This window comes from Parabacteroides sp. CT06, assembly GCF_002257605.1.
GTDB lineage: Bacteria > Bacteroidota > Bacteroidia > Bacteroidales > Tannerellaceae > Parabacteroides > Parabacteroides distasonis.
This window is the reverse complement of record NZ_CP022754.1, coordinates 3,707,646-3,725,826: the sequence shown is the minus strand read 5'-3', so window position 1 is coordinate 3,725,826 and position 18,181 is coordinate 3,707,646. Positions and strand designations below refer to the sequence as shown.

General features: G+C 40.6%; 17 protein-coding genes, 2 tRNA genes and 1 pseudogene. 9 read left to right on the top strand and 11 right to left on the bottom strand.

The features are described 5' to 3' along the window. Positions 1–22: 22 nt before the first annotated feature. The 7 genes from lysA to hisH all read right to left on the bottom strand — a co-directional run bounded on the left by lysA (position 23) and on the right by hisH (position 6,006). Complete coding sequence (lysA, locus tag CI960_RS16545; protein ID WP_005854546.1) at positions 23–1,183, bottom strand: diaminopimelate decarboxylase; 1,161 nt, start codon at positions 1,181–1,183, stop codon at positions 23–25. Between the two features lie 62 nt (positions 1,184–1,245). Next, entirely contained in the window at positions 1,246–2,562 is a 1,317-nt protein-coding gene (locus tag CI960_RS16540) for an aspartate kinase (protein WP_005854548.1), read from the bottom strand. A gap of 66 nt (positions 2,563–2,628) precedes the next feature. Next, positions 2,629–3,306, bottom strand: a complete 678-nt coding sequence (locus tag CI960_RS16535; protein WP_005854551.1) for a cell division ATP-binding protein FtsE — start codon at positions 3,304–3,306, stop codon at positions 2,629–2,631. 8 nt (positions 3,307–3,314) lie between these two features. Next, positions 3,315–3,911 carry a bifunctional phosphoribosyl-AMP cyclohydrolase/phosphoribosyl-ATP diphosphatase HisIE gene (hisIE, locus tag CI960_RS16530; protein ID WP_005854554.1) on the bottom strand — a complete coding sequence of 199 codons (597 nt, stop codon included), beginning with the start codon at positions 3,909–3,911 and terminating at the stop codon, positions 3,315–3,317. Positions 3,912–3,926: 15 nt separating this feature from the next. Beyond that, positions 3,927–4,682, bottom strand: coding sequence for an imidazole glycerol phosphate synthase subunit HisF (hisF, locus tag CI960_RS16525; protein ID WP_005854556.1), 756 nt, complete (start codon positions 4,680–4,682; stop codon positions 3,927–3,929). Between the two features lie 17 nt (positions 4,683–4,699). After that, on the bottom strand, positions 4,700–5,419 hold the full coding sequence (hisA, locus tag CI960_RS16520) for a 1-(5-phosphoribosyl)-5-[(5-phosphoribosylamino)methylideneamino]imidazole-4-carboxamide isomerase (protein ID WP_005854558.1): 720 nt from the start codon (positions 5,417–5,419) through the stop codon (positions 4,700–4,702). Next, positions 5,416–6,006 (bottom strand): imidazole glycerol phosphate synthase subunit HisH, encoded by a 591-nt coding sequence (hisH, locus tag CI960_RS16515; RefSeq protein WP_005854561.1) that lies wholly within the window; start codon positions 6,004–6,006, stop codon positions 5,416–5,418. Before hisH ends, hisA begins: the two co-directional genes overlap by 4 nt. A 269-nt stretch (positions 6,007–6,275) precedes the next feature. Between hisH and CI960_RS16510 the strand changes: the two genes are divergently transcribed. The 3 genes from CI960_RS16510 to CI960_RS16500 all read left to right on the top strand — a co-directional run bounded on the left by CI960_RS16510 (position 6,276) and on the right by CI960_RS16500 (position 7,936). Further along, positions 6,276–6,349: transfer RNA gene (locus CI960_RS16510), tRNA-Asp, on the top strand. Between the two features lie 33 nt (positions 6,350–6,382). Next, a tRNA-Asp gene (locus tag CI960_RS16505) sits at positions 6,383–6,456 on the top strand. A gap of 241 nt (positions 6,457–6,697) precedes the next feature. Then, the gene (locus CI960_RS16500; RefSeq protein ID WP_005864481.1) at positions 6,698–7,936 is read left to right on the top strand and encodes a site-specific integrase; all 1,239 of its coding nucleotides are present in this window, start codon (positions 6,698–6,700) and stop codon (positions 7,934–7,936) included. A gap of 87 nt (positions 7,937–8,023) precedes the next feature. Here the strand turns inward: CI960_RS16500 and CI960_RS16495 are convergent, their stop codons facing one another. From CI960_RS16495 to CI960_RS16475, 4 genes are all read right to left on the bottom strand, one after another. Beyond that, a complete protein-coding gene (locus CI960_RS16495; protein WP_005864483.1) occupies positions 8,024–8,314 on the bottom strand; it encodes a helix-turn-helix domain-containing protein in 291 nt (96 codons plus the stop codon). Positions 8,315–8,316: 2 nt separating this feature from the next. Next, positions 8,317–8,598, bottom strand: coding sequence for a helix-turn-helix domain-containing protein (locus CI960_RS16490; protein ID WP_005864485.1), 282 nt, complete (start codon positions 8,596–8,598; stop codon positions 8,317–8,319). A 116-nt stretch (positions 8,599–8,714) separates the two neighbouring features. Beyond that, positions 8,715–9,920 (bottom strand): site-specific integrase, encoded by a 1,206-nt coding sequence (locus CI960_RS16485; protein ID WP_005864487.1) that lies wholly within the window; start codon positions 9,918–9,920, stop codon positions 8,715–8,717. A gap of 1,236 nt (positions 9,921–11,156) precedes the next feature. After that, positions 11,157–11,366, bottom strand: a complete 210-nt coding sequence (locus tag CI960_RS16475) for a hypothetical protein (RefSeq protein ID WP_005864489.1) — start codon at positions 11,364–11,366, stop codon at positions 11,157–11,159. Between the two features lie 630 nt (positions 11,367–11,996). Here CI960_RS16475 and CI960_RS16470 point away from each other — a divergent pair. The 6 genes and pseudogenes from CI960_RS16470 (at position 11,997) to CI960_RS23790 (ending at position 18,050) form a co-directional block, all read left to right on the top strand. After that, on the top strand, positions 11,997–12,377 hold the full coding sequence (locus CI960_RS16470; RefSeq protein ID WP_232282450.1) for an RNA helicase: 381 nt from the start codon (positions 11,997–11,999) through the stop codon (positions 12,375–12,377). A gap of 359 nt (positions 12,378–12,736) precedes the next feature. Continuing rightward, the gene (locus CI960_RS16465) at positions 12,737–14,125 is read left to right on the top strand and encodes an SMEK domain-containing protein (RefSeq protein WP_005864493.1); all 1,389 of its coding nucleotides are present in this window, start codon (positions 12,737–12,739) and stop codon (positions 14,123–14,125) included. Next, positions 14,115–15,524, top strand: coding sequence for a hypothetical protein (locus tag CI960_RS16460; RefSeq protein WP_005864495.1), 1,410 nt, complete (start codon positions 14,115–14,117; stop codon positions 15,522–15,524). Before CI960_RS16465 ends, CI960_RS16460 begins: the two co-directional genes overlap by 11 nt. Before the next feature lie 352 nt (positions 15,525–15,876). Then, a pseudogene (locus tag CI960_RS16455) lies at positions 15,877–16,395 on the top strand (hypothetical protein); the annotation flags it as partial. 24 nt (positions 16,396–16,419) lie between these two features. After that, positions 16,420–17,718, top strand: coding sequence for a SusD/RagB family nutrient-binding outer membrane lipoprotein (locus tag CI960_RS16450; RefSeq protein ID WP_255406015.1), 1,299 nt, complete (start codon positions 16,420–16,422; stop codon positions 17,716–17,718). Further along, positions 17,664–18,050: a SusD/RagB family nutrient-binding outer membrane lipoprotein gene (locus tag CI960_RS23790; RefSeq protein ID WP_005864502.1), complete on the top strand. Its 387-nt coding sequence runs from the start codon at positions 17,664–17,666 to the stop codon at positions 18,048–18,050. Before CI960_RS16450 ends, CI960_RS23790 begins: the two co-directional genes overlap by 55 nt. The last annotated feature ends 131 nt before the right edge of the window (positions 18,051–18,181 follow it).

Here is an 18,181-nt window from a genome sequence, read left to right as displayed (position 1 = left end):
GGCACATTGATCAATTGGCTCATTATTTTATCGTATCGGAATAATAGGCTTTCGGTAAATGACGGCAGTTGTATTGGGAGGCCATGACCTCGCCATAAGCGCCGGCGGAACGAAGGGCGATCAAGTCGCCACGATGAGCCTTATTCAACTCTACATCCTTGCCGAATACATCCGATGACTCACAGATCGGGCCCACTACATCGTAAGTCTCTACAGCCTCATCGCTGCTGATGTTCTCGATACGGTGATAAGCGTCGTACATCGCCGGGCGGATCAATTCCGTGAAACCTGCATCAAGGATAGCGAATTTCTTCGTCTCTCCTTCCTTGACATATAATACCTTAGAGATTAATGTTCCACATTGAGCGACGATCGAACGTCCCGGCTCAAAATGTACCTGTTGACCCGGACGTACTTGAAGCAGTTTATGAATGGCTGCGAAATAGTTATCGAAAGCCGGGATCGATAAATGATTCGGGTGATAGTAATCGATACCTAATCCACCTCCGAAGTTTAGGTTCTCCACTGTAACCCCGTGAGCTTCCAGTTCTTCCTGTATCTCGTTGAAACGAATTACCAAATTGCGGAAGCTAGACATATCCGTGATCTGTGAACCGATATGGCTATGGATACCGATCAACTTCACATTCTTCATCTCCTTTAATTTATCCAGTACGCCTCCTAATTGGCTAAGGTTGATACCGAATTTATTCTCCTTCATACCCGTCGTGATCTTGGCATGCGTATGGGCATCCACTTCCGGGTTGATACGAAGGGCGATAGAGGCCACTTTATGCTTGGCGGCCGCCAGCTCATTGATGATTTCCAACTCAACGGCAGATTCCACGTTAAAGCAGAAAATATCATTGTCCAGTCCTAGGTTGATCTCCCAATCCGCTTTGCCAACACCAGCAAAGACAATCTTATCGGCAGGAAAACCGGCATCTAAAGCTGCCTGTACCTCGCCGCCACTTACGCAGTCTGCGCCAAGGCCGTTTGCCGCTATGATGGAAAGGATACGGGGATTGGCATTCGCTTTCACGGCATAATGCACGTGGTAACCATATTTCCCGGATTCGGTTTTTACTACGTCTAATGTGTCTTGCAATAGCTTGACATCATAATAATAAAAAGGCGTAGAAAGCTGCTTGAACTTTTCTACAGGAAATGTTCCTTTGAGCATATTATACGAAATTATATAAAGATAAATAAGGGCAGTCTGTAAAAGGCCGCCCTCGTTTGTTTTTATTTGTTGTTAAATAAATGATCGCTTAGAGCTTGCAGCGCTCTCTGCTTGTCCGAGGCCTTAATCAGCAAGGAGACGTTGTAGTTGCTTCCTCCGTAGGAGATCATGCGAACCGGGACATCCTTCATGGCCTGTACGATACGAGCCTCGAAGCCGATGTTATCCCATTCTAGGTCGCCAACCACGCAAACGATAACCATATCCTCGTCTACGGTCACGGTTCCGTACTTCTTCAAATCGTCAACGATCTCTTCCAGATGCTTGCGGTTATCGATCGTAACGGAGACACCCACTTCGGAAGTCGTAACCATATCGATCGGAGTCTGGTAGTTCTCGAAAGTCTCGAATACCTTACGCAAGAAACCTGTTGCTAGCAACATACGTCCGCTCTTGATCTTGATAGAGGTAATATTGTCTTTGGCGGCAACCGCCTTGATCTTACCTTTCTCGATCGCGTTAGAGATCAATGTACCCGGAGCGTCCGGCTGCATCGTATTTAACAAACGAACCGGGATGTTGTTCAATTTAGCCGGCAATATACAAGTCGGGTGAAGTATCTTGGCTCCGAAATAAGCTAATTCGGCAGCTTCCTCGAAATGCAATTGACGGACTGGAGACGTTCCCTGTACGATACGAGGGTCGTTATTGTGCATACCGTCGATGTCTGTCCAGATCTGGATCTCTTCCGCACCGATAGCCGCGCCGATTAAGGATGCGCTATAGTCGCTACCACCCCGTTGTAGGTTATCGATCTCGCCGTAAGCGTTGCGGCAGATATAACCTTGTGTGATGTATAGATCAGCATCCTTATTATCAGCAAGTAATTTCACCAATTTCTCTTTGATATAGACAGGGTCCGGTTCCGCGTTCTTATCCGTACGCATATAATCCAAAGCCGGGATCAATACGGATTTCACGCCGCATTCGTTCAAATAAAGATTCATCATACCCGTAGAGATCAACTCTCCTTGTGCCAAGACAACCTTTTCCTCGAACAAGGTAAACAGATCCTTCGTGAACGTACGGATATATTCGAAATGAGATTTTATCAGTTCTTTGGCCTTCTGTTTATATTCCTCGGTGCTGTATAGTTCCTCAACATGGCCCATATATTTCATGGCAAGCTTGTTGATGATCTCATTCGCTCCGTCTGGGTTCTTTTTGTACAGGTAGTCGGAAATCTCGACTAACGAGTTGGTTGTACCCGACATGGCTGACAATACAACGATCTTACGGTCTCCCGTGATCAGTTTCGCTACATCTTTCATTCTCTGTGCAGATCCCACAGAAGTACCGCCAAACTTTAAAACTTTCATCTTCTTTTGTTCTATATTAAATTGTTTTCTTTTTCAATAGAATGCGACCGCAAAGTTACAAAAAAATTATTCTCTGACATCACTTAGACAGGCATTCTCGCATTTTACTATGCGGGCAGGATAATTATGCACGATCGTATAGTTATGAGTGGTCATAATCACCGCCGTTCCCTGCTGGCAGATGTCGTGTAAGAGTTGTACGATTTGTCCGCTCGTCTCCGGGTCCAAGTTGCCGGTCGGCTCATCCGCCAGTATCAACTTGGGGTTGTTCAGAAGGGCACGGGCAATAACGATACGCTGTTGTTCCCCGCCGGATAGCTCATGCGGCATTTTATAGCCTTTGTCTTGCATGCCTACCTGACGGAGCACGTTGTCTATCCGTTCCTTGATCTCGCTTTTCTTTTTCCATCCGGTGGCTTTCAGCACGAATTCCAGATTCTTGGAGACGGAACGGTCGGTCAACAATTGAAAATCTTGGAAGACGATACCTAGTTTCCTACGCAAATAAGGGATATCCTTCCGCTTCATCTTGGTGAGGTTGTAATCCATGATACGTGCCTCGCCTCGCAAGATCGGTATCTCGCAATACAAGGACTTGAGCAGGCTGCTTTTACCGGAGCCTACCTTCCCGATCACATATACGAACTCCCCGTTACGAAGCGTGAGGCATGCGTCGTGTAATACCCTGTTTTCCTCACGGCATATCTCCACGTTCTCTAATTTGAGTAGAATATCTTCTTCCATAGAATTTATCAACCTTTATGTCTTTTCTTTAATTCACGGGCGAGGTCTTCCAGACGAAGTCCCTTGCTTGTCAATAATACGATTAAGTGGTAAACCAAGTCGGATGCCTCATAGATGAAGCCGTCTTCGGTTCCGTTGGTCGCCTCGATAACGGTCTCTACCGCTTCTTCGCCGACTTTCTGGGCCATACGATTCACGCCTTTCTGGAATAAGGTAGTCGTATAGGAACCTTCCGGCATTTCTTGACGGCGACGCTCGATGAAGTTCTGCAAATATTTCAAGAACATGATATCCTCTACGTTCTTCTCGCCGAAACAAGTATCCGCTCCCGTATGACAAACTGGTCCGGCTGGAATCGCCTTGATCAATAATGTATCGTTGTCGCAATCCGCCGTGATGCTAACCACCTGCAACGTATTTCCGCTACTCTCTCCCTTCATCCACAAACGGTTTTTCGTGCGGCTAAAGAATGTAACCTTACCCGTACTTACTGTCTCATCATAAGCTTCTTGATTCATGAAGCCCAACATTAATACCTTACTAGTGTTGTTGTCTTGTACGATAGCGGGAATTAATCCGCCCATTTTCTCGAAATCTAATTTCATCTTTATATATAATGTTTATATCCTTACATTGATCCCCTCGTCCTTGAGGTATTGCTTCAAGTCGCCTATCCGTATCTCGCCGAAATGGAAAACGCTGGCCGCTAAAGCCGCGTCCGCTTTCCCGTTGGAAAACGTATCCCGGAAATGTTCCATCTTTCCCGCTCCACCGGAGGCGATAACCGGGATATGCAACGTATCGGCCAAGGTAGCCAGAGCGTCGTTCGCGTATCCGTCTTTTACGCCATCGTGCGTCATACTGGTGAAAAGGATCTCGCCGGCGCCACGGCTTTCCGCTTCCGAGGCCCATTGAAACAAATACTTATCCGTCGGGACACGCCCTCCGTTTAGATAGCATAGCCAGTCATTGTTCTCAAAATTAGCGTCGATAGCGACTACGCATACCTGACTACCAAAGTTCTTGGCGATCTCCTCGATTAATGCCGGGTTACGTAAAGCCGCCGAGTTGATCGAGACCTTATCGGCGCCAGCGCTAAGCAAACGATCCACGTCCTTCAATTCGTTGATACCTCCACCCACGGTAAAAGGGATGCTGATATGGGCCGCCACTTGTTTTACCAACTCGGTGAAAGTCTTTCGCCCCTCGTGTGAGGCGGTAATATCCAAGTACACTAATTCGTCGGCCCCTTCACGGCTGTACTGGGCGCCCAACTCCACGGGGTCTCCAGCGTCGCGAAAGTTCACGAAGTTGATGCCTTTTACGGTCTTTCCATCCTTTATATCCAGACAGGGAACAATTCTCTTGGCTAGCATATATCTATTTTATTATTTCAAGTAAAACGAAGTAAATCTTTCAACTGGATCTTCCCCTCATAAATGGCCTTGCCGAAAATGACAGCGGGAATCCCAGCCTCAGATAATTTCTCAATATCCTCGATCGAGCTTACGCCACCGCTCGCTATGATATAAAGGAAGGGGATCTCGTCCCGTATCTCTTTATATAAATCGATAGCCGGGCCTTGCAGCATACCATCCCGTGCGATATCCGTGCAGATCACCTTGGTAATCCCCTTGTCGTAATATCCTTTGATAAAAGGAATCAACTCTTGGCTGGTCGTTTCCTCCCAACCGCTGATGGCGATCTTCTTTTCCTTGGCATCGGCCCCTAATATGATTTTCTCGCTACCGAACTTGCTGATCCAAGAGGTGAACATTTCCGGGTTCTTCACGGCGATACTGCCTCCGGTTACCATCTGGGCGCCGCTTTCGAAGGCGATCTCCAGATCATCCTCTTGTTTCAAGCCCCCTCCGAAATCAATGATCAAGGAAGTCCGGGTCGCTATCCGCTCAAGGATGCGGTAGTTGATGATGCGTCCTTCACGGGCTCCATCCAAATCTACCACATGCAAACGCCGGATGCCGTTACCCTCGAACATCTTGGCCACCTCCAGAGGATCTTCGTTGTAAACCTTCTTGGTCGCGTAATCTCCTTGCGTCAACCGGACGCATTTGCCATCTATTATATCTATAGCGGGAATAAGCTCAATCATATCTTTAAAAAGTTTTTCAATATAACCTCTCCTACCGATCCACTTTTTTCCGGATGGAACTGTGTCGCATAGAAGTTGTCCTTATGTAAAGCGGCGCTGAACGGAAGGATGTAATCGGTCGTAGCCGCCGTATATTCATTTACAGGTACATAATAACTATGTACGAAGTAAACAAATTTGTTCTCCAATCGCTCATTGAATAGGCCGCTTTTAACGTTTGTCAAGGTATTCCAACCCATGTGAGGAACCTTGTCCTCATGCTTTCGCGGAATGAAACGTTTCACTTCCGTAGGGAAGATCCCCAAGCAATCCGCGTTTCCCTCCTCCGAACGCATGCACATCAATTGCATGCCGAGGCATATCCCGAGTACCGGTTGCTTTAGGTTCAAGATCACCTGATCCAATTTATGCTCCCTTAAATACTCCATGGTCGTGAAAGCTTCACCTACTCCGGGAAAGATAACCTTATCCGCTTTATTTAATAATTCCGGATCAGCCGTGATGATCGGGGTAACGCCCAACCGCTTCAAAGCGTAATCTACCGAGTAGATGTTTCCGGCATTATATTTAATAATGGCAACGTCCATTGTTGTTAAGCATTTATATTGAGTCGCAAAAGTAACAAATTATCATTACATAATTCTGGATGGTGAATGAAAAGTTCCAAAATGAAGTGTATTTGTGATAAACTGGTGTGATAGGAGGGGGATAGGGGCGGCATAATTATGTAGCTTCTGAGGTCTCTCCAGATATTTTTGCTATCAAATATGATATTTTTTTGCGTCAGCTATTGCAGGTTTAAAAATAATACTTACCTTTGCACCGCAATCGAGAGAGATAGCGATAAAAGAAAAGAGGTTCGGTAGTTCAGCTGGTTAGAATACATGCCTGTCACGCATGGGGTCGCGGGTTCGAGTCCCGTCCGGACCGCCTCTTTTTCAAAATTATTATGGATTATAAAATGGTTCGGTAGTTCAGCTGGTTAGAATACATGCCTGTCACGCATGGGGTCGCGGGTTCGAGTCCCGTCCGGACCGCTTATCAAGAAAGCAAAATTAGGAAAAGCTCTGATTCCAAACGGAATTGGAGCTTTTTGTTTGTTTGAGGTGAAGCAAAATATAGCGTTTCTATGAAGTATGTCAGGTGCAAATTCAGGGGCTTTTTTTAAGGCCATATAAAAAGCCCCTGATATACATCATACTTCATTGATTTTCATGTTTTTGAGTAGGATTTGTCTGTTCCTTACTTATTAATTTTACAATGTAAATTAAGAGCAGTATGAAACAGGAATCAATGAAAGTTTTGTTCTTCATACGCAAGAGCAAATTATTAAAAAACGGCGAGGCACCGATTTTTCTTCGTGTGACAGTTAATGGGCAGCAGGATGAAATCCGAATCCAGCGTTCTGTTCCAATCAAATTATGGAATAACACCAAGGGCCGCAGCAAGGGAAAGGACCGGACATCGGTGGAACTGAACAGCTATATTGAGTCGCTGACAGTCCGTTTATATCAAATTCACAAGGAACTTTTGTGTCAGGAGGCTTTGATAACCCCTAAACATCTTTTGGTGAAGCTGTTCTCTAAAGAGGAACGGCGTACCGTGCTGGGTACGATGAGGAAGTACATGGAGGACTGGACAGCATTAATCGGCAAGGAATACCAGAAGTCCACCCTTTCCCGCTATGGGAACTGTTATGAATCTTTGGAAACCGTAATCCATGAATTTTACAAGAAAGAGGATATTTCCTTCAATGAGTTGAACGGCGAGTTTATTGATGCTTTTGAAATGCATCTGCGGATAGTAAGGAGGTTGTCTCAGAATACGCTGACCAAATATATGAGCTGCTTCAGGAAGATTATTGGAATAGCCCGGGATAACGGGTGGCTGACTTTTGATCCCCTTGTCGGAAAGCGCAAAAGGCTGTTTCGAAAGGAAGAAACCTGTCCGACTTTCTTGACTTTAGAGGAGTTACAGCGGATTATATCGAAAGATTTTTCTACTACCCGGCTGGAGCATGTAAAGGATTTCTTCCTCCTCTGCTGCCTGACCGGTATGTCGTATATTGATGTGAGTACTCTGCTGCCTATTCATTTGTATCGTGACAATAAAGGACAGTTATGGATACATAAGTCTAGAGTGAAAATCACTGCGGCAAAAGAAACTTGTACGAGTAATGTGCCGTTGTTGGCTCCTGCTGTTGCAATTCTTGACAAGTATAGAGGATGGAACCCGGACAATCCGGATGGTCCGTGCCTGCCGGTCCCGTCAAATCAGAAAATGAACGAATATTTGAAAGAAATAGCTACGCTTTGTAGGATCAACAAACGCCTGACCGTACATGTGGCAAGGCATACTTTCGGAACGACTGTCACATTGGCGAATAATGTTTCCTTGCAAAATGTATCGAAGATGCTGGGACATTCCTCTACACGTATGACTCAGCATTATGCTCGTGTGTTGGATAAAAACATTATGGAAGATATGCAGGGAGTTGCAAAGTTGATCTTTAAATAGAAGCAAAAGGTCGCATTCAACCCACAGAATGCGACCTTTCCTATAAAATATTGTTTGAACACTATTTAAAACGGTTGTCGAATAGCATTAAAACGTATCCCTGCGATTTTCGTATAGTAGTTTCTCAATATCATTTTCCCTGTAGAGTATTTTCCCTCCGATTTGATAATAAGGGATTTTCCCGCAATTCCGATATTCCAATAATGTGCGTTTAGTCAGTTTGAGCATTTCTGACAATTCTGTGTCTGTCAGAAAGCGTTCCCCATTTAAAGATGGTGTATAACCTGATTTTAGCGCATCTATGAATGTTGAGATTCTTTTCATCTCATCGAAGAACTGAAGGACTTCCTTATTCGTTTTGGTAATGATCTCTCCCATGACTATTTTTTCTTTTGTACTGTTGTTAATAATGACACGACATCTTGCTTTCGATAAAAGATTTTTTTGTCTATCCGGGTAAAGGACAGTGTGCCACTGTTTCTCAGATGTTGCAGAGAACGTGGAGACACGCAAAGTATCTCACAGACTTCTTTACTGTCCAGCCATTCATCCGGCTCTTTTCTCAAATAAATATTCTGTAACTCTTTCAATTCACTTTTCAAGGAGTTCCATGCGGTTACCATTTCCTTGAATGTTCCGGCTTCAATATTCACGATTTCCATAGGCGGTGTTTTTTGATTTGAGACAAATGTAATGTTTCTCGTAAATAAATAGCGCTCCTTGGCATCAGATGTCATCAAACTTCATCAGATATCAAATCATAAAATAAACTTATGCTTTAGTATTCAAGCCGGTCTTTTAATGCCTGCATGTCATTCATTACTTTCTTATGAGTAATTTTTGCATATGCCTGAGTCACTCTTAAGTTGGTGTGCCCCAATATTTTTGATAAGGTTTCTATTGGTATCCCGTTTTCCAGACATATTGTAACCGCAAAAGAATGTCTTGCGACATGATAGGTCAGCTTCTTTTTAATGCCACAAATATCAGCCAATTCCTTAAGATATGCATTGGTCTTTTGATTGGAAAGCATAGGAAAAATTTTGCCTGAATTATTCTGGTTAATGTATTTGTCGAGAATCTCCATGGATTGAGGTAGCAGTGGAATGAATGCCGGATGGTTGGTTTTGGTTCTATAAAAATGAATATATCCGCTACTTTTTGAATCAAATACAATTTGGTCTTTCGTTAATTTGCACATGTCTGCATAGGATATGCCCGTAAAGCAGCTGAAAACAAACGAGTCCCGGACAAGATCCAGCCTGGGAATATCTAATTGTTTCTTTCTGATTCTTGATATTTCCTGTTTATTAAGAAACTGTACCTGCGTATCTTCTTTTTTAATCCTGTAGGCAGAAAACGGATTTATGAGTATTAATCCGCATTGATATGCCCAAAGTATACCTTTACGTATAAACTCCAACATCTTGGCAGTAGAATTAACAGACAGGTTGTAATCTGCTTTAAAGAAAATTTCAAGATCATGTATTGTTTGTCTGTTAAACTGGTCCAAAGGCATGTCATTAATTCTGCTTTTCTTGCAGAATTCACCAAGACGCTGGTAAACAAGCTTATGCTTGTTGTAATGAGATACACTGATTTTATTTGCCAAAAACAATCTGCAAGCATCTTCTTTCTGTTTCATGAAAAGCTCCAATAGGGTTGGAGGGGTGTTGCCTATCAAGAGGAAGCGTTGTTTTAGCATATTGGAGGTAATGTGTTTGGAACTCAGGAGTGCTTGTTTATAGTAATAGTGTAGAGTTGTATAAACATCATCCAGATAGGTATTGATCGCTTGTGCTTCAGGAGCGGTCTTTACGATTCGCTTTTTGTGTTTGTCCCAATACTGTGGTAAAACAACAGTTTTTAAACTTACATCAGTAACTTCTTTGTTGATAGTAATGCGGAGCATTATTGGATATTTGCCATTTTTTCTTGGTGTACTTTGCTTCAGATAAAAACTAATGGAAAAATTATGTCTCATGTCATATTAATTTATATTCATGTCCACTAGTTCAGCTTTCCAATATGGACATGAATAAGACATAACTATTTCACTATATGATTTTCAATCCATAGTGATTCTATGAATTTTGCACTATTTATATGGGACTCTATAGAAAGTTTGAGATAAAACTTATAACTAAAAGATTATCAGTATATTATATAGATATAAAAAGAAAGTGATTTCCACCAGGAATCGAATCTTTTGCTTTGGTTTATTCTAACCCCTTGATTGAATGCACATTTATTACTTTATTTTTTTATGAAAACCATTGAATTAGCATCATACTAAATTCATTACTTTTCTTTATCAATTCAACAATCATTATCTCTTTGACGACGCAAAGGAAAGTAAAAGGCTCGATTTCTGCAAGCTTTTATTAGATTTTTCAAAGAAGAACCCACGGCTCTTAATTATTCAAAATACATGAAAATTTCAAATGGCGTGACTAATAGTTCGTTAGCAATTATTTGTCTCTTCATTCGAAATAACATAGGTCTTGAAATCAGATATTGACTACAATGTAACTATTGTACTATCAAGCATTTGAAGAGATATGCTAAAGTTAAATGAAAGAGCCGTGAGAAGAACCATGAAATTTAGTTGTATGGATATTATAGTATTTAAGGAATTTCACTAACTCTACTTATTGTGGATGTGATGATAATAGTTTTGCTGTGTCATTTTTACTATTCCATTCTTATTCAATAGTTCGTTAAACATTCACTTAACATTGTTATATAACAATAAAATCTAATCTCTTCTTCCTATAACTTTTGATGAGGGGTCAAAACTCTCATCGTTACATGAGAAAAATATTGTGGAACAACACTTTTACTGTTGCCATTGAAAATACGACACCCTTTTCGAAAGCTTCTGTCTTAGCTAGATTGCCACTTGTCAATGTAGTATTAAAGTGGAAATACAGTTTATCCAAGTCTCTACTTTGACAATCGGTTAGCTCTGTAAACTGTTTTGCGTCTTGGACACAAAATTCGACATGGAAACAAGTTTTGCAATAATCCAACATGTTCAAGCCCTCGTCTCTGTATCAGTGATGGAATAGAGTTTTCGCACTTTCTTATCCCGTTTTTCCAAATGCATAATAGAACATTATTTTTGAATGAATGGAATATACGATAGTCAAAAGTATCTGTCCCTATCTGCCTTCCAACGGGATAATCTCAAAACAGTCTTTTTCAAGATGTTCCATGTCTATTTTTCCATCATATAATCTTGGATGCTTTTCTCACTAGAAGGTTTACCATTGGTGAGATAACTTAAATAGGCGTTATCCCGGAAATGGCTTTCCACATAAAAACTCATGGCAATGACACCATTCACAAAAGTCGATTTGGAGAAATAGGCATTGACCACCACATATTTGTTCAACCAGAGAGGTTCTTCTTTACGTACATGTAACATATGCAAATACTAGTTTGTCAATGTACACTTGACTTTCTCCGGCGTTTTGTCTGTGGCGTTTAGACGGCCTCCAAATGAAAATAGTTGTGAAGATATATGTTAATGATTCTAATACCAGATATTTCCAGTTTTTTTGTCGTCTTGGCGTAATCTAATCTGAAGGTCCAAAGAAGGAGGTGCATTTATCAGACTTGCTGATATGGCTCTGATCAAAAGCAATGGCGATATGGAAAGGTACTGAAACAGGCGCTAAAAGAAAGCCAGTCGAGCTTATGCCCGAAAAGCAGATGATAACGTTGTTCGCCAAAGTGTCCATAACATTCCAACTGGAGAAAATTAATCCAGTCGGGAATTATTAGACATAAAAGTAGTACTTCAAGCATAATTTCTCACGCTATTTGTTTATCTTTACTGCTGATTTTAAGCGATACTGGTTATTATTGCAAATATTGGTTAAGTTCGTTTCTATTCATCCTTTCTAAAAGATGTAAGAAACCTTAATATAATGAATCTGGATAACTTAACCTATTTTTAGTTAATTAACAATTTGATGAACTATTAGAAATGAATAGCAACTATTTTTATAGTAACACAGTACTGTCTTCTAGGAATAAAAGATTTTTGGAAGAAGTGCAAACCATTGCAGAATCTATCAAACAGCAGGTATATGTGCTATCTGGTCCACTTATAGATAGTAAATATCAATACAATGATGACTCATTGATAATAGTATTGTCTTCCAAAAGAAAAATAGCTTTTGTCACAACCCGTAAAGTGGATGATGATTTCATGGATTTGTGTAAAGACATAATAGAAGATATTGGTTCTGTCAGCGATAAGTACGGATATAAGGAAAAAATCGGACGTCCAAGAAAGTGGAAAGATAGATTAACTGGTATTTATTCGGTAAAAGACATTAATGATGTCACAATGTGGTTTTGTAAGGATATTGCCATAAATGATGCTGACGATTTCAGGACATTGGATTTATTAGTATCGCTTTATTGGTAAAAACACAATATATTTTCTATCTAATTGAAAATAAAGTAGTTATTATCTATCTTGATAATAACAGGTAACGATTTAGAAACAAGCAAATTACAATATTCTGTTTCCTTTTGCATCAGTCAAAGAACGACTCTTTCAATGCAAATATATACTTTATTTTCAAAAAATGATATATTAAAGTTTCAATATAGCGATATTCTGATATCTACTTTTATTCATAATACACATTATATCAAATAAGATTTCAGGGTGCTAGTAATCAATAGCTCTGTTTCTTATTCTGTATAAACTCTAATAATTTAAGAGAAAGTTTATAGAAATATTTTTTTGTGTACCTTTAAAGATATGTAAAATGTAGTTATATGCATAGAAAAGAGAAAATAGAAAAAATAGCAGAACTATTTGCAAGATTTAGAACTGAGGTCGAAAGTTTAAATAGTTTAAATTTGTATGATATCAATGTTCATGCAGAAAATGTGATTATTCCTATTCTAAATTTGGTTTATGGAGTAAATTTAGTTAATATAAATAACAGAGTGAGGAATTCTGCTGCTATAGATCTAGTGGATACAGAAAATAGAATAGCGGTTCAAGTTACATCTACTAGTACTGGGGACAAAGTCAAACATACAATAAATGAATTTGTAAAAGGTAAACGTTGCGAGGATTATGATAGATTACTTATATATATCATAACAGAGAAGCTGAAAAAATATTCAGATGCTATATTCTCTGTAGCTTGTGATAATGAATTAGAATTTTCGGAAAAAGATATTTTAGACTATAGTGACATTCTTAAAGAAGTAAACTCTTTAATTAGTATTGCTAAAATAGATTCTTTATTACAATTATTGAAAGATGAGTTTTGTGAAGAAGAAATAAGTAAACGAAGATATCTCTTAGAACATAGAGAGATAATAAAAACAGAAGTGCTATTTCCGAATATACTTGAAGTAAATATCCCCTCAAAAGTATATGTAGGCATAATTGGGATAGATCGGGATGATATAATTACGCAATCTTGGAGTACTCCCAATAAACTTAAAAAGAGTGCATCCATGGGTAAGGTGTTAAGTAAGGCGTTTGAACTATTGAAGATCACATATTGCAGAGATTGGTTTACTTTTGAAGATAAAATTTTATCATTTAGGCCCTTGGATAACCGGGATGAACCTTTAAATAAGTTAGTGGAAATTGGTACGGTTGAAGAGTATTCTGTAAATGAATTTGCCAATGTTAGTTTCAAGTACGAAGAGGCACTGCTTCATCTTATAAATCGTTCTATAGAGGAGTTGGCTTCATACAAGAATATTCAGTGGTTGCCAAAAGAAAAATACTTTAGATTTAAGCCTATAGGAGTGCCTAGGGAACGAAAAATTACGTGGAAAAATAAAAAAATGGCAACGCGTTCTGTTGTTGCTGAAGTTTGGAATAGCGAAAAGAAGCAAATTTTATATTTTAGGCAACTTTCATTTAAAATTCAATCTTTTAGATCAAATGAAAAATGGTTTATAAGTATAACTCCAGGATGGAGTTTTACTTATGATGGATATCATAGTTGCAAACAAGAAAGTCAATTAATTGCTCAGAAAAAAAACTTGGAAAGTAATTCTTCTGTTTACCAACATTTTATGTTTTTGTTATACTGTCTTACAAATAAATTAGAAGATAATGAGACTGAATATAAGTATATATCATTTTCTTCTCCTTTTAATTTAACACTAAATTATACTCTATTGTATGGAAATTAAATTACTAGACGAACCTTTGTTACAATTTGGCAAAGGGGAATATGTTTGTCCTCGGACAGGTATATATAAGTATAATGTGTCAGATATTAATGATATAAGACCTGATAAAATAGTTGTTGGGTTTATAGGATTGAGTGAAAGTATTAATATTGCTATTAGCTGGATTAAAAAATGTGGCAATCATATTGAAGCAAAAAAGAGTAAACAACCTAATCTTTTTACTAATTTTCCAGGATTTAATGAAACAGTCGGATTTCATAGTAAAATTGTATATGATGAATCGTATATACGTAAAATTAATAATTCGACCTTTGAGAAAATTAAAAAAGAAGCTAATGATATTGATCAGCTAATTCTTAAAACAGTGGAGCTTTATTTATCAGAAATACATTTTCTTGCAAACAATAAGAAGCCAGATGTTATTTTATGTGTATTGGATGAATCTTTGACAAAAATAATATATGGGACTAAAACTTTTGAAATAGATGATGATTTTGGAGAGGAGGATTCTGTGGAAGTTGAGGTTAATTTTAGGAGATTACTAAAAGCCAAAGCTATGGAATATAATATCCCAATTCAAATACTAAGAGATAGAATTGCTAAGCCTTCTTCTGAGATGCAAGATGAAGCAAGTATAGCTTGGAACTTTTATACTGCCTTATATTATAAGGCAGGAGGTATTCCTTGGTCTTTAAAAAAGGAAACTAATAATATAACTTGTTTTGCAGGAATAAGTTTTTATCGTACCCGTGATAAAAAAACTATTCAGACCAGTGTTGCACAAATTTTTAATGAACACGGTAATGGAGTAATATTAAGAGGGACTCCTGTAAAGGAGGATAAAAAGGATAGGCAACCTCACTTAACGGAGGAACAAGCATATAATCTTTTAAAGGAATCCTTGAGTGAATATTATAATGCAATAAAAATTTTTCCTCAAAGGCTTGTCATTCATAAGAGTTCGAATTATTCCGAAGAAGAAATTGATGGTTTTAAAAGGGTTGCTTATGATATGAATATTAATTCAATAGATTTAGTAACTATCATGCCTACAAGTTTTAGATTATATAGAGATAATGATTATCCTCCATTAAGAGGAACAATGTTTAGTCTTGATAGATGCCGTCATTTTTTATATACTAGAGGATATGTTGAGTATTATGGGACGTATCCAGGTAAATATATTCCTAATCCTATAGAAATAAGGCTTTTTTCTTTTGATGAATCTCCTGAACAGATATGTAAAGAAATATTATCCCTTACAAAAATGAATTGGAATAACACCCAATTTGATAGAAAATTTCCGATTACAATTGATTGTAGTCGGAATGTTGGAGAAATATTGAAATATGTGTCACCGGAACAAAAACCTCAAATTAAGTATAGTTTTTATATGTAGAAATTGTTGTTACGCTTAGAAACTCTAATTTCTTTTTGAATGAAAACAATCATTTTCTATTTTTGATTGGCTTACTGTCAACCTTAAAAAGGGGATCTGATTTCGGTGCTGCTGAAAAAGTAGCCATATGACTTGAATCACATCGTTAACAAGTGGAGGATGTTTGCATTCACAAGAGTTAAGCATCCTTCTTTTTTTCTATAATCTGGCATTATCTTACTTTTTTATATTGTTGATTTTCAATATATTTATGTGATAAACCAATAATGATTCTATGTTAAATCCACAGACAGAAATCAAGTTTAGTGACTATAATTCGCTTTATGATATATTGAATCCTACTGTGAATGGATTCCGCGATTTCTCCTTGTCGTTCTTGATTGACTACAAGGCAGGCGCAAGCCTCTTCTCCGGCACGAACTACTCGCTCTACAGCGAGGGTCTGCACAAGGGTACGTTGCTTGGCCGTACAGTTGATAACCCGGGAGGCAGTGGCTTTATCGGTGCCGGTGTCATGATAGATGACAATGGAAAGATCCTTGGAGAGAACAACGTGGCGGTAAACGCGCAGGATTATCACAAGGGGATCGTCAACAATAATATCGCCGAGGAGTTCGTCTACAATGCCAGCTTCATCAAGTTGCGTGAGTTGTCGCTCGGCTATACCTTCCCGCAGTCTGTCTTGAACAAGATGAAGGTGGTGAAGGGCTTGAGCGTCTCGTTGGTGGGACGTAACCTATGGACTATCTTGAAGCATACCGATAACATCGATCCCGAGTCAGCTTACAACAACACGAACGGACAGGGCTTGGAGTTGAACGGTTATCCGGCCACGAGAAATATCGGTTTCAATGTCAATGTCAAATTCTAATCACGTTTGAAGAAGTATAATAGTATGAAAAAGTATTTAGTATATATGACGTGCGCCGCCGCGGCCATGATCGGGGGAACGGGTTGCAGCGATTTCGGGGATGTGAATATGGACCCGGAGCACCTGAATTCGGAGAATATCCCGACCGAGTTATTGTTCACCAACGGTCAGCATCAGATGTTAGGATCTGATTGGGACGTATGGCGAAACGGTTGTATCTATGCGGCTCAATGGATGAGCCATACCGCATCGTTCAATTGGTTGGGTAATGCGAATTACACTTGGAACGACGGCTACTCAGGTGTGTATTGGGAAATCTACAACGGTGACACGCGCGGGGCGCTCCGCGACATGAAAGATGCGGTGGAGGCTTGGAAAGAGGATCCGTCACGGCAGATCGATTACCAAATCGCTCGTATCATGCTCGCCTACGGCATGCACCGCATGACCGACCTTTACGGGGATATCCCCTACTCACAGGCGGTACAGCCGGAGTTGTATTCCTTCCCGGAGTATGACACGCAACAATCTATCTATATGGATTTGCTGAAGGAATTGAACGAGGCACAGGCCGCCTTGAACGGCGCATCGGCGGCAGCGATGAAATCGGCGGACAACTTCTACCAAGGCGATGCCTCGAAGTGGCGGAAGTTTGCCAACTCACTGATGCTGCGCGTGGCGATGCGTATGTCGAAGGTAGATCCGGCCGCAGCGGAGCAATGGGTGAAGACCGCGGTAGCCAACGGGGTATTTGAGTCGGATGCGGACAACTGCATGCTGATGCATGCGGGTGGCCTGACAACGAACGACTTCTCCGAGCCATACGCCAAGATCTACTCGCACGAGGATCGCGGCAACTTCTTCCTGACCGAGTATTTCGTGGATCTGCTGAAAAGTACTAACGATCCGCGCCTGTCGTTGATCGGTACGGTGTGCGAGGAGCCGACCATCTCGGTGCAGGCGGGTAGTGACTTCCAATATGGCAATTCCGATCCGGCCGTCCAGAAAGGCTTGCCTAGCGGTTTCTCCGACAGCCCCGATAGCCCGTGGTTCGTAGGAAACAAATACCCCGAGTTCAAGGACGAGGATTACCGCAGCACGTACAGGAGCCGTTATTCCACGATAAACCGTTATACCTATTCCGACTCGACGGGCCCGACGTTCGTCTGCACCTATGCCCAGACGCAATTGTTGCTGGCCGAGGCCGCCGTACGCGGCTGGGTAGACGGGAGCGCGCAGACCTACTACGAGAATGGCGTACGCGCTGCATGCGGCAGTTCGCACAGTTCCCCAACGGCACGGCGCTGTATAATCAGTATCTGACGCAGACCGCGATCGACCGCTATTTGACGGAGAACCCGTTCAATGCATCGAAAGCGTTGGAACAGATCAACACACAATATTGGATCAACTGTTTCTGTGATGAATATGAGACCTTTGCTAACTGGCGTCGTTCCGGCTATCCGGAATTAAAATCGACCTATGACCCGGCCAATCCGTATCCTAACGCAGATACGAATGGAGAGATCCCCCGTCGTTTCCGCTACCCATCAAAAGAGTCGCAAGACAATGCGGCTAATTACGAGGTAGCTGTTAGCCGTCTGTCCGGTAGCGATCACTTCAGTTCTCGCATATGGTGGGACGTGGCGAAATAAACTGTCCTACCGCTCACCGCAGATAACAAGAAAGAGGATGTCAAAGCTAAAATGACTACTCTAAGTAGTTGCAAATTGCAATTGTAAAGCTAAAAAAAGCTGTATTATTGCTTGACACATTAAGTTGTGCG

Coding starts and splice junctions, on each gene's coding strand:
- lysA (WP_005854546.1), bottom strand. CDS start 1,183: ATGCTCAAAGGAACATTTCCTGTAGAAAAGTTCAAGCAGCTTTCTACG.
- CI960_RS16540 (WP_005854548.1), bottom strand. CDS start 2,562: ATGAAAGTTTTAAAGTTTGGCGGTACTTCTGTGGGATCTGCACAGAGA.
- CI960_RS16535 (WP_005854551.1), bottom strand. CDS start 3,306: ATGGAAGAAGATATTCTACTCAAATTAGAGAACGTGGAGATATGCCGT.
- hisIE (WP_005854554.1), bottom strand. CDS start 3,911: ATGAAATTAGATTTCGAGAAAATGGGCGGATTAATTCCCGCTATCGTA.
- hisF (WP_005854556.1), bottom strand. CDS start 4,682: ATGCTAGCCAAGAGAATTGTTCCCTGTCTGGATATAAAGGATGGAAAG.
- hisA (WP_005854558.1), bottom strand. CDS start 5,419: ATGATTGAGCTTATTCCCGCTATAGATATAATAGATGGCAAATGCGTC.
- hisH (WP_005854561.1), bottom strand. CDS start 6,006: ATGGACGTTGCCATTATTAAATATAATGCCGGAAACATCTACTCGGTA.
- CI960_RS16500 (WP_005864481.1), top strand. CDS start 6,698: ATGAAACAGGAATCAATGAAAGTTTTGTTCTTCATACGCAAGAGCAAA.
- CI960_RS16495 (WP_005864483.1), bottom strand. CDS start 8,314: ATGGGAGAGATCATTACCAAAACGAATAAGGAAGTCCTTCAGTTCTTC.
- CI960_RS16490 (WP_005864485.1), bottom strand. CDS start 8,598: ATGGAAATCGTGAATATTGAAGCCGGAACATTCAAGGAAATGGTAACC.
- CI960_RS16485 (WP_005864487.1), bottom strand. CDS start 9,920: ATGAGACATAATTTTTCCATTAGTTTTTATCTGAAGCAAAGTACACCA.
- CI960_RS16475 (WP_005864489.1), bottom strand. CDS start 11,366: ATGTTACATGTACGTAAAGAAGAACCTCTCTGGTTGAACAAATATGTG.
- CI960_RS16465 (WP_005864493.1), top strand. CDS start 12,737: ATGCATAGAAAAGAGAAAATAGAAAAAATAGCAGAACTATTTGCAAGA.
- CI960_RS16460 (WP_005864495.1), top strand. CDS start 14,115: ATGGAAATTAAATTACTAGACGAACCTTTGTTACAATTTGGCAAAGGG.
- CI960_RS16450 (WP_255406015.1), top strand. CDS start 16,420: ATGAAAAAGTATTTAGTATATATGACGTGCGCCGCCGCGGCCATGATC.
- CI960_RS23790 (WP_005864502.1), top strand. CDS start 17,664: ATGCGGCAGTTCGCACAGTTCCCCAACGGCACGGCGCTGTATAATCAG.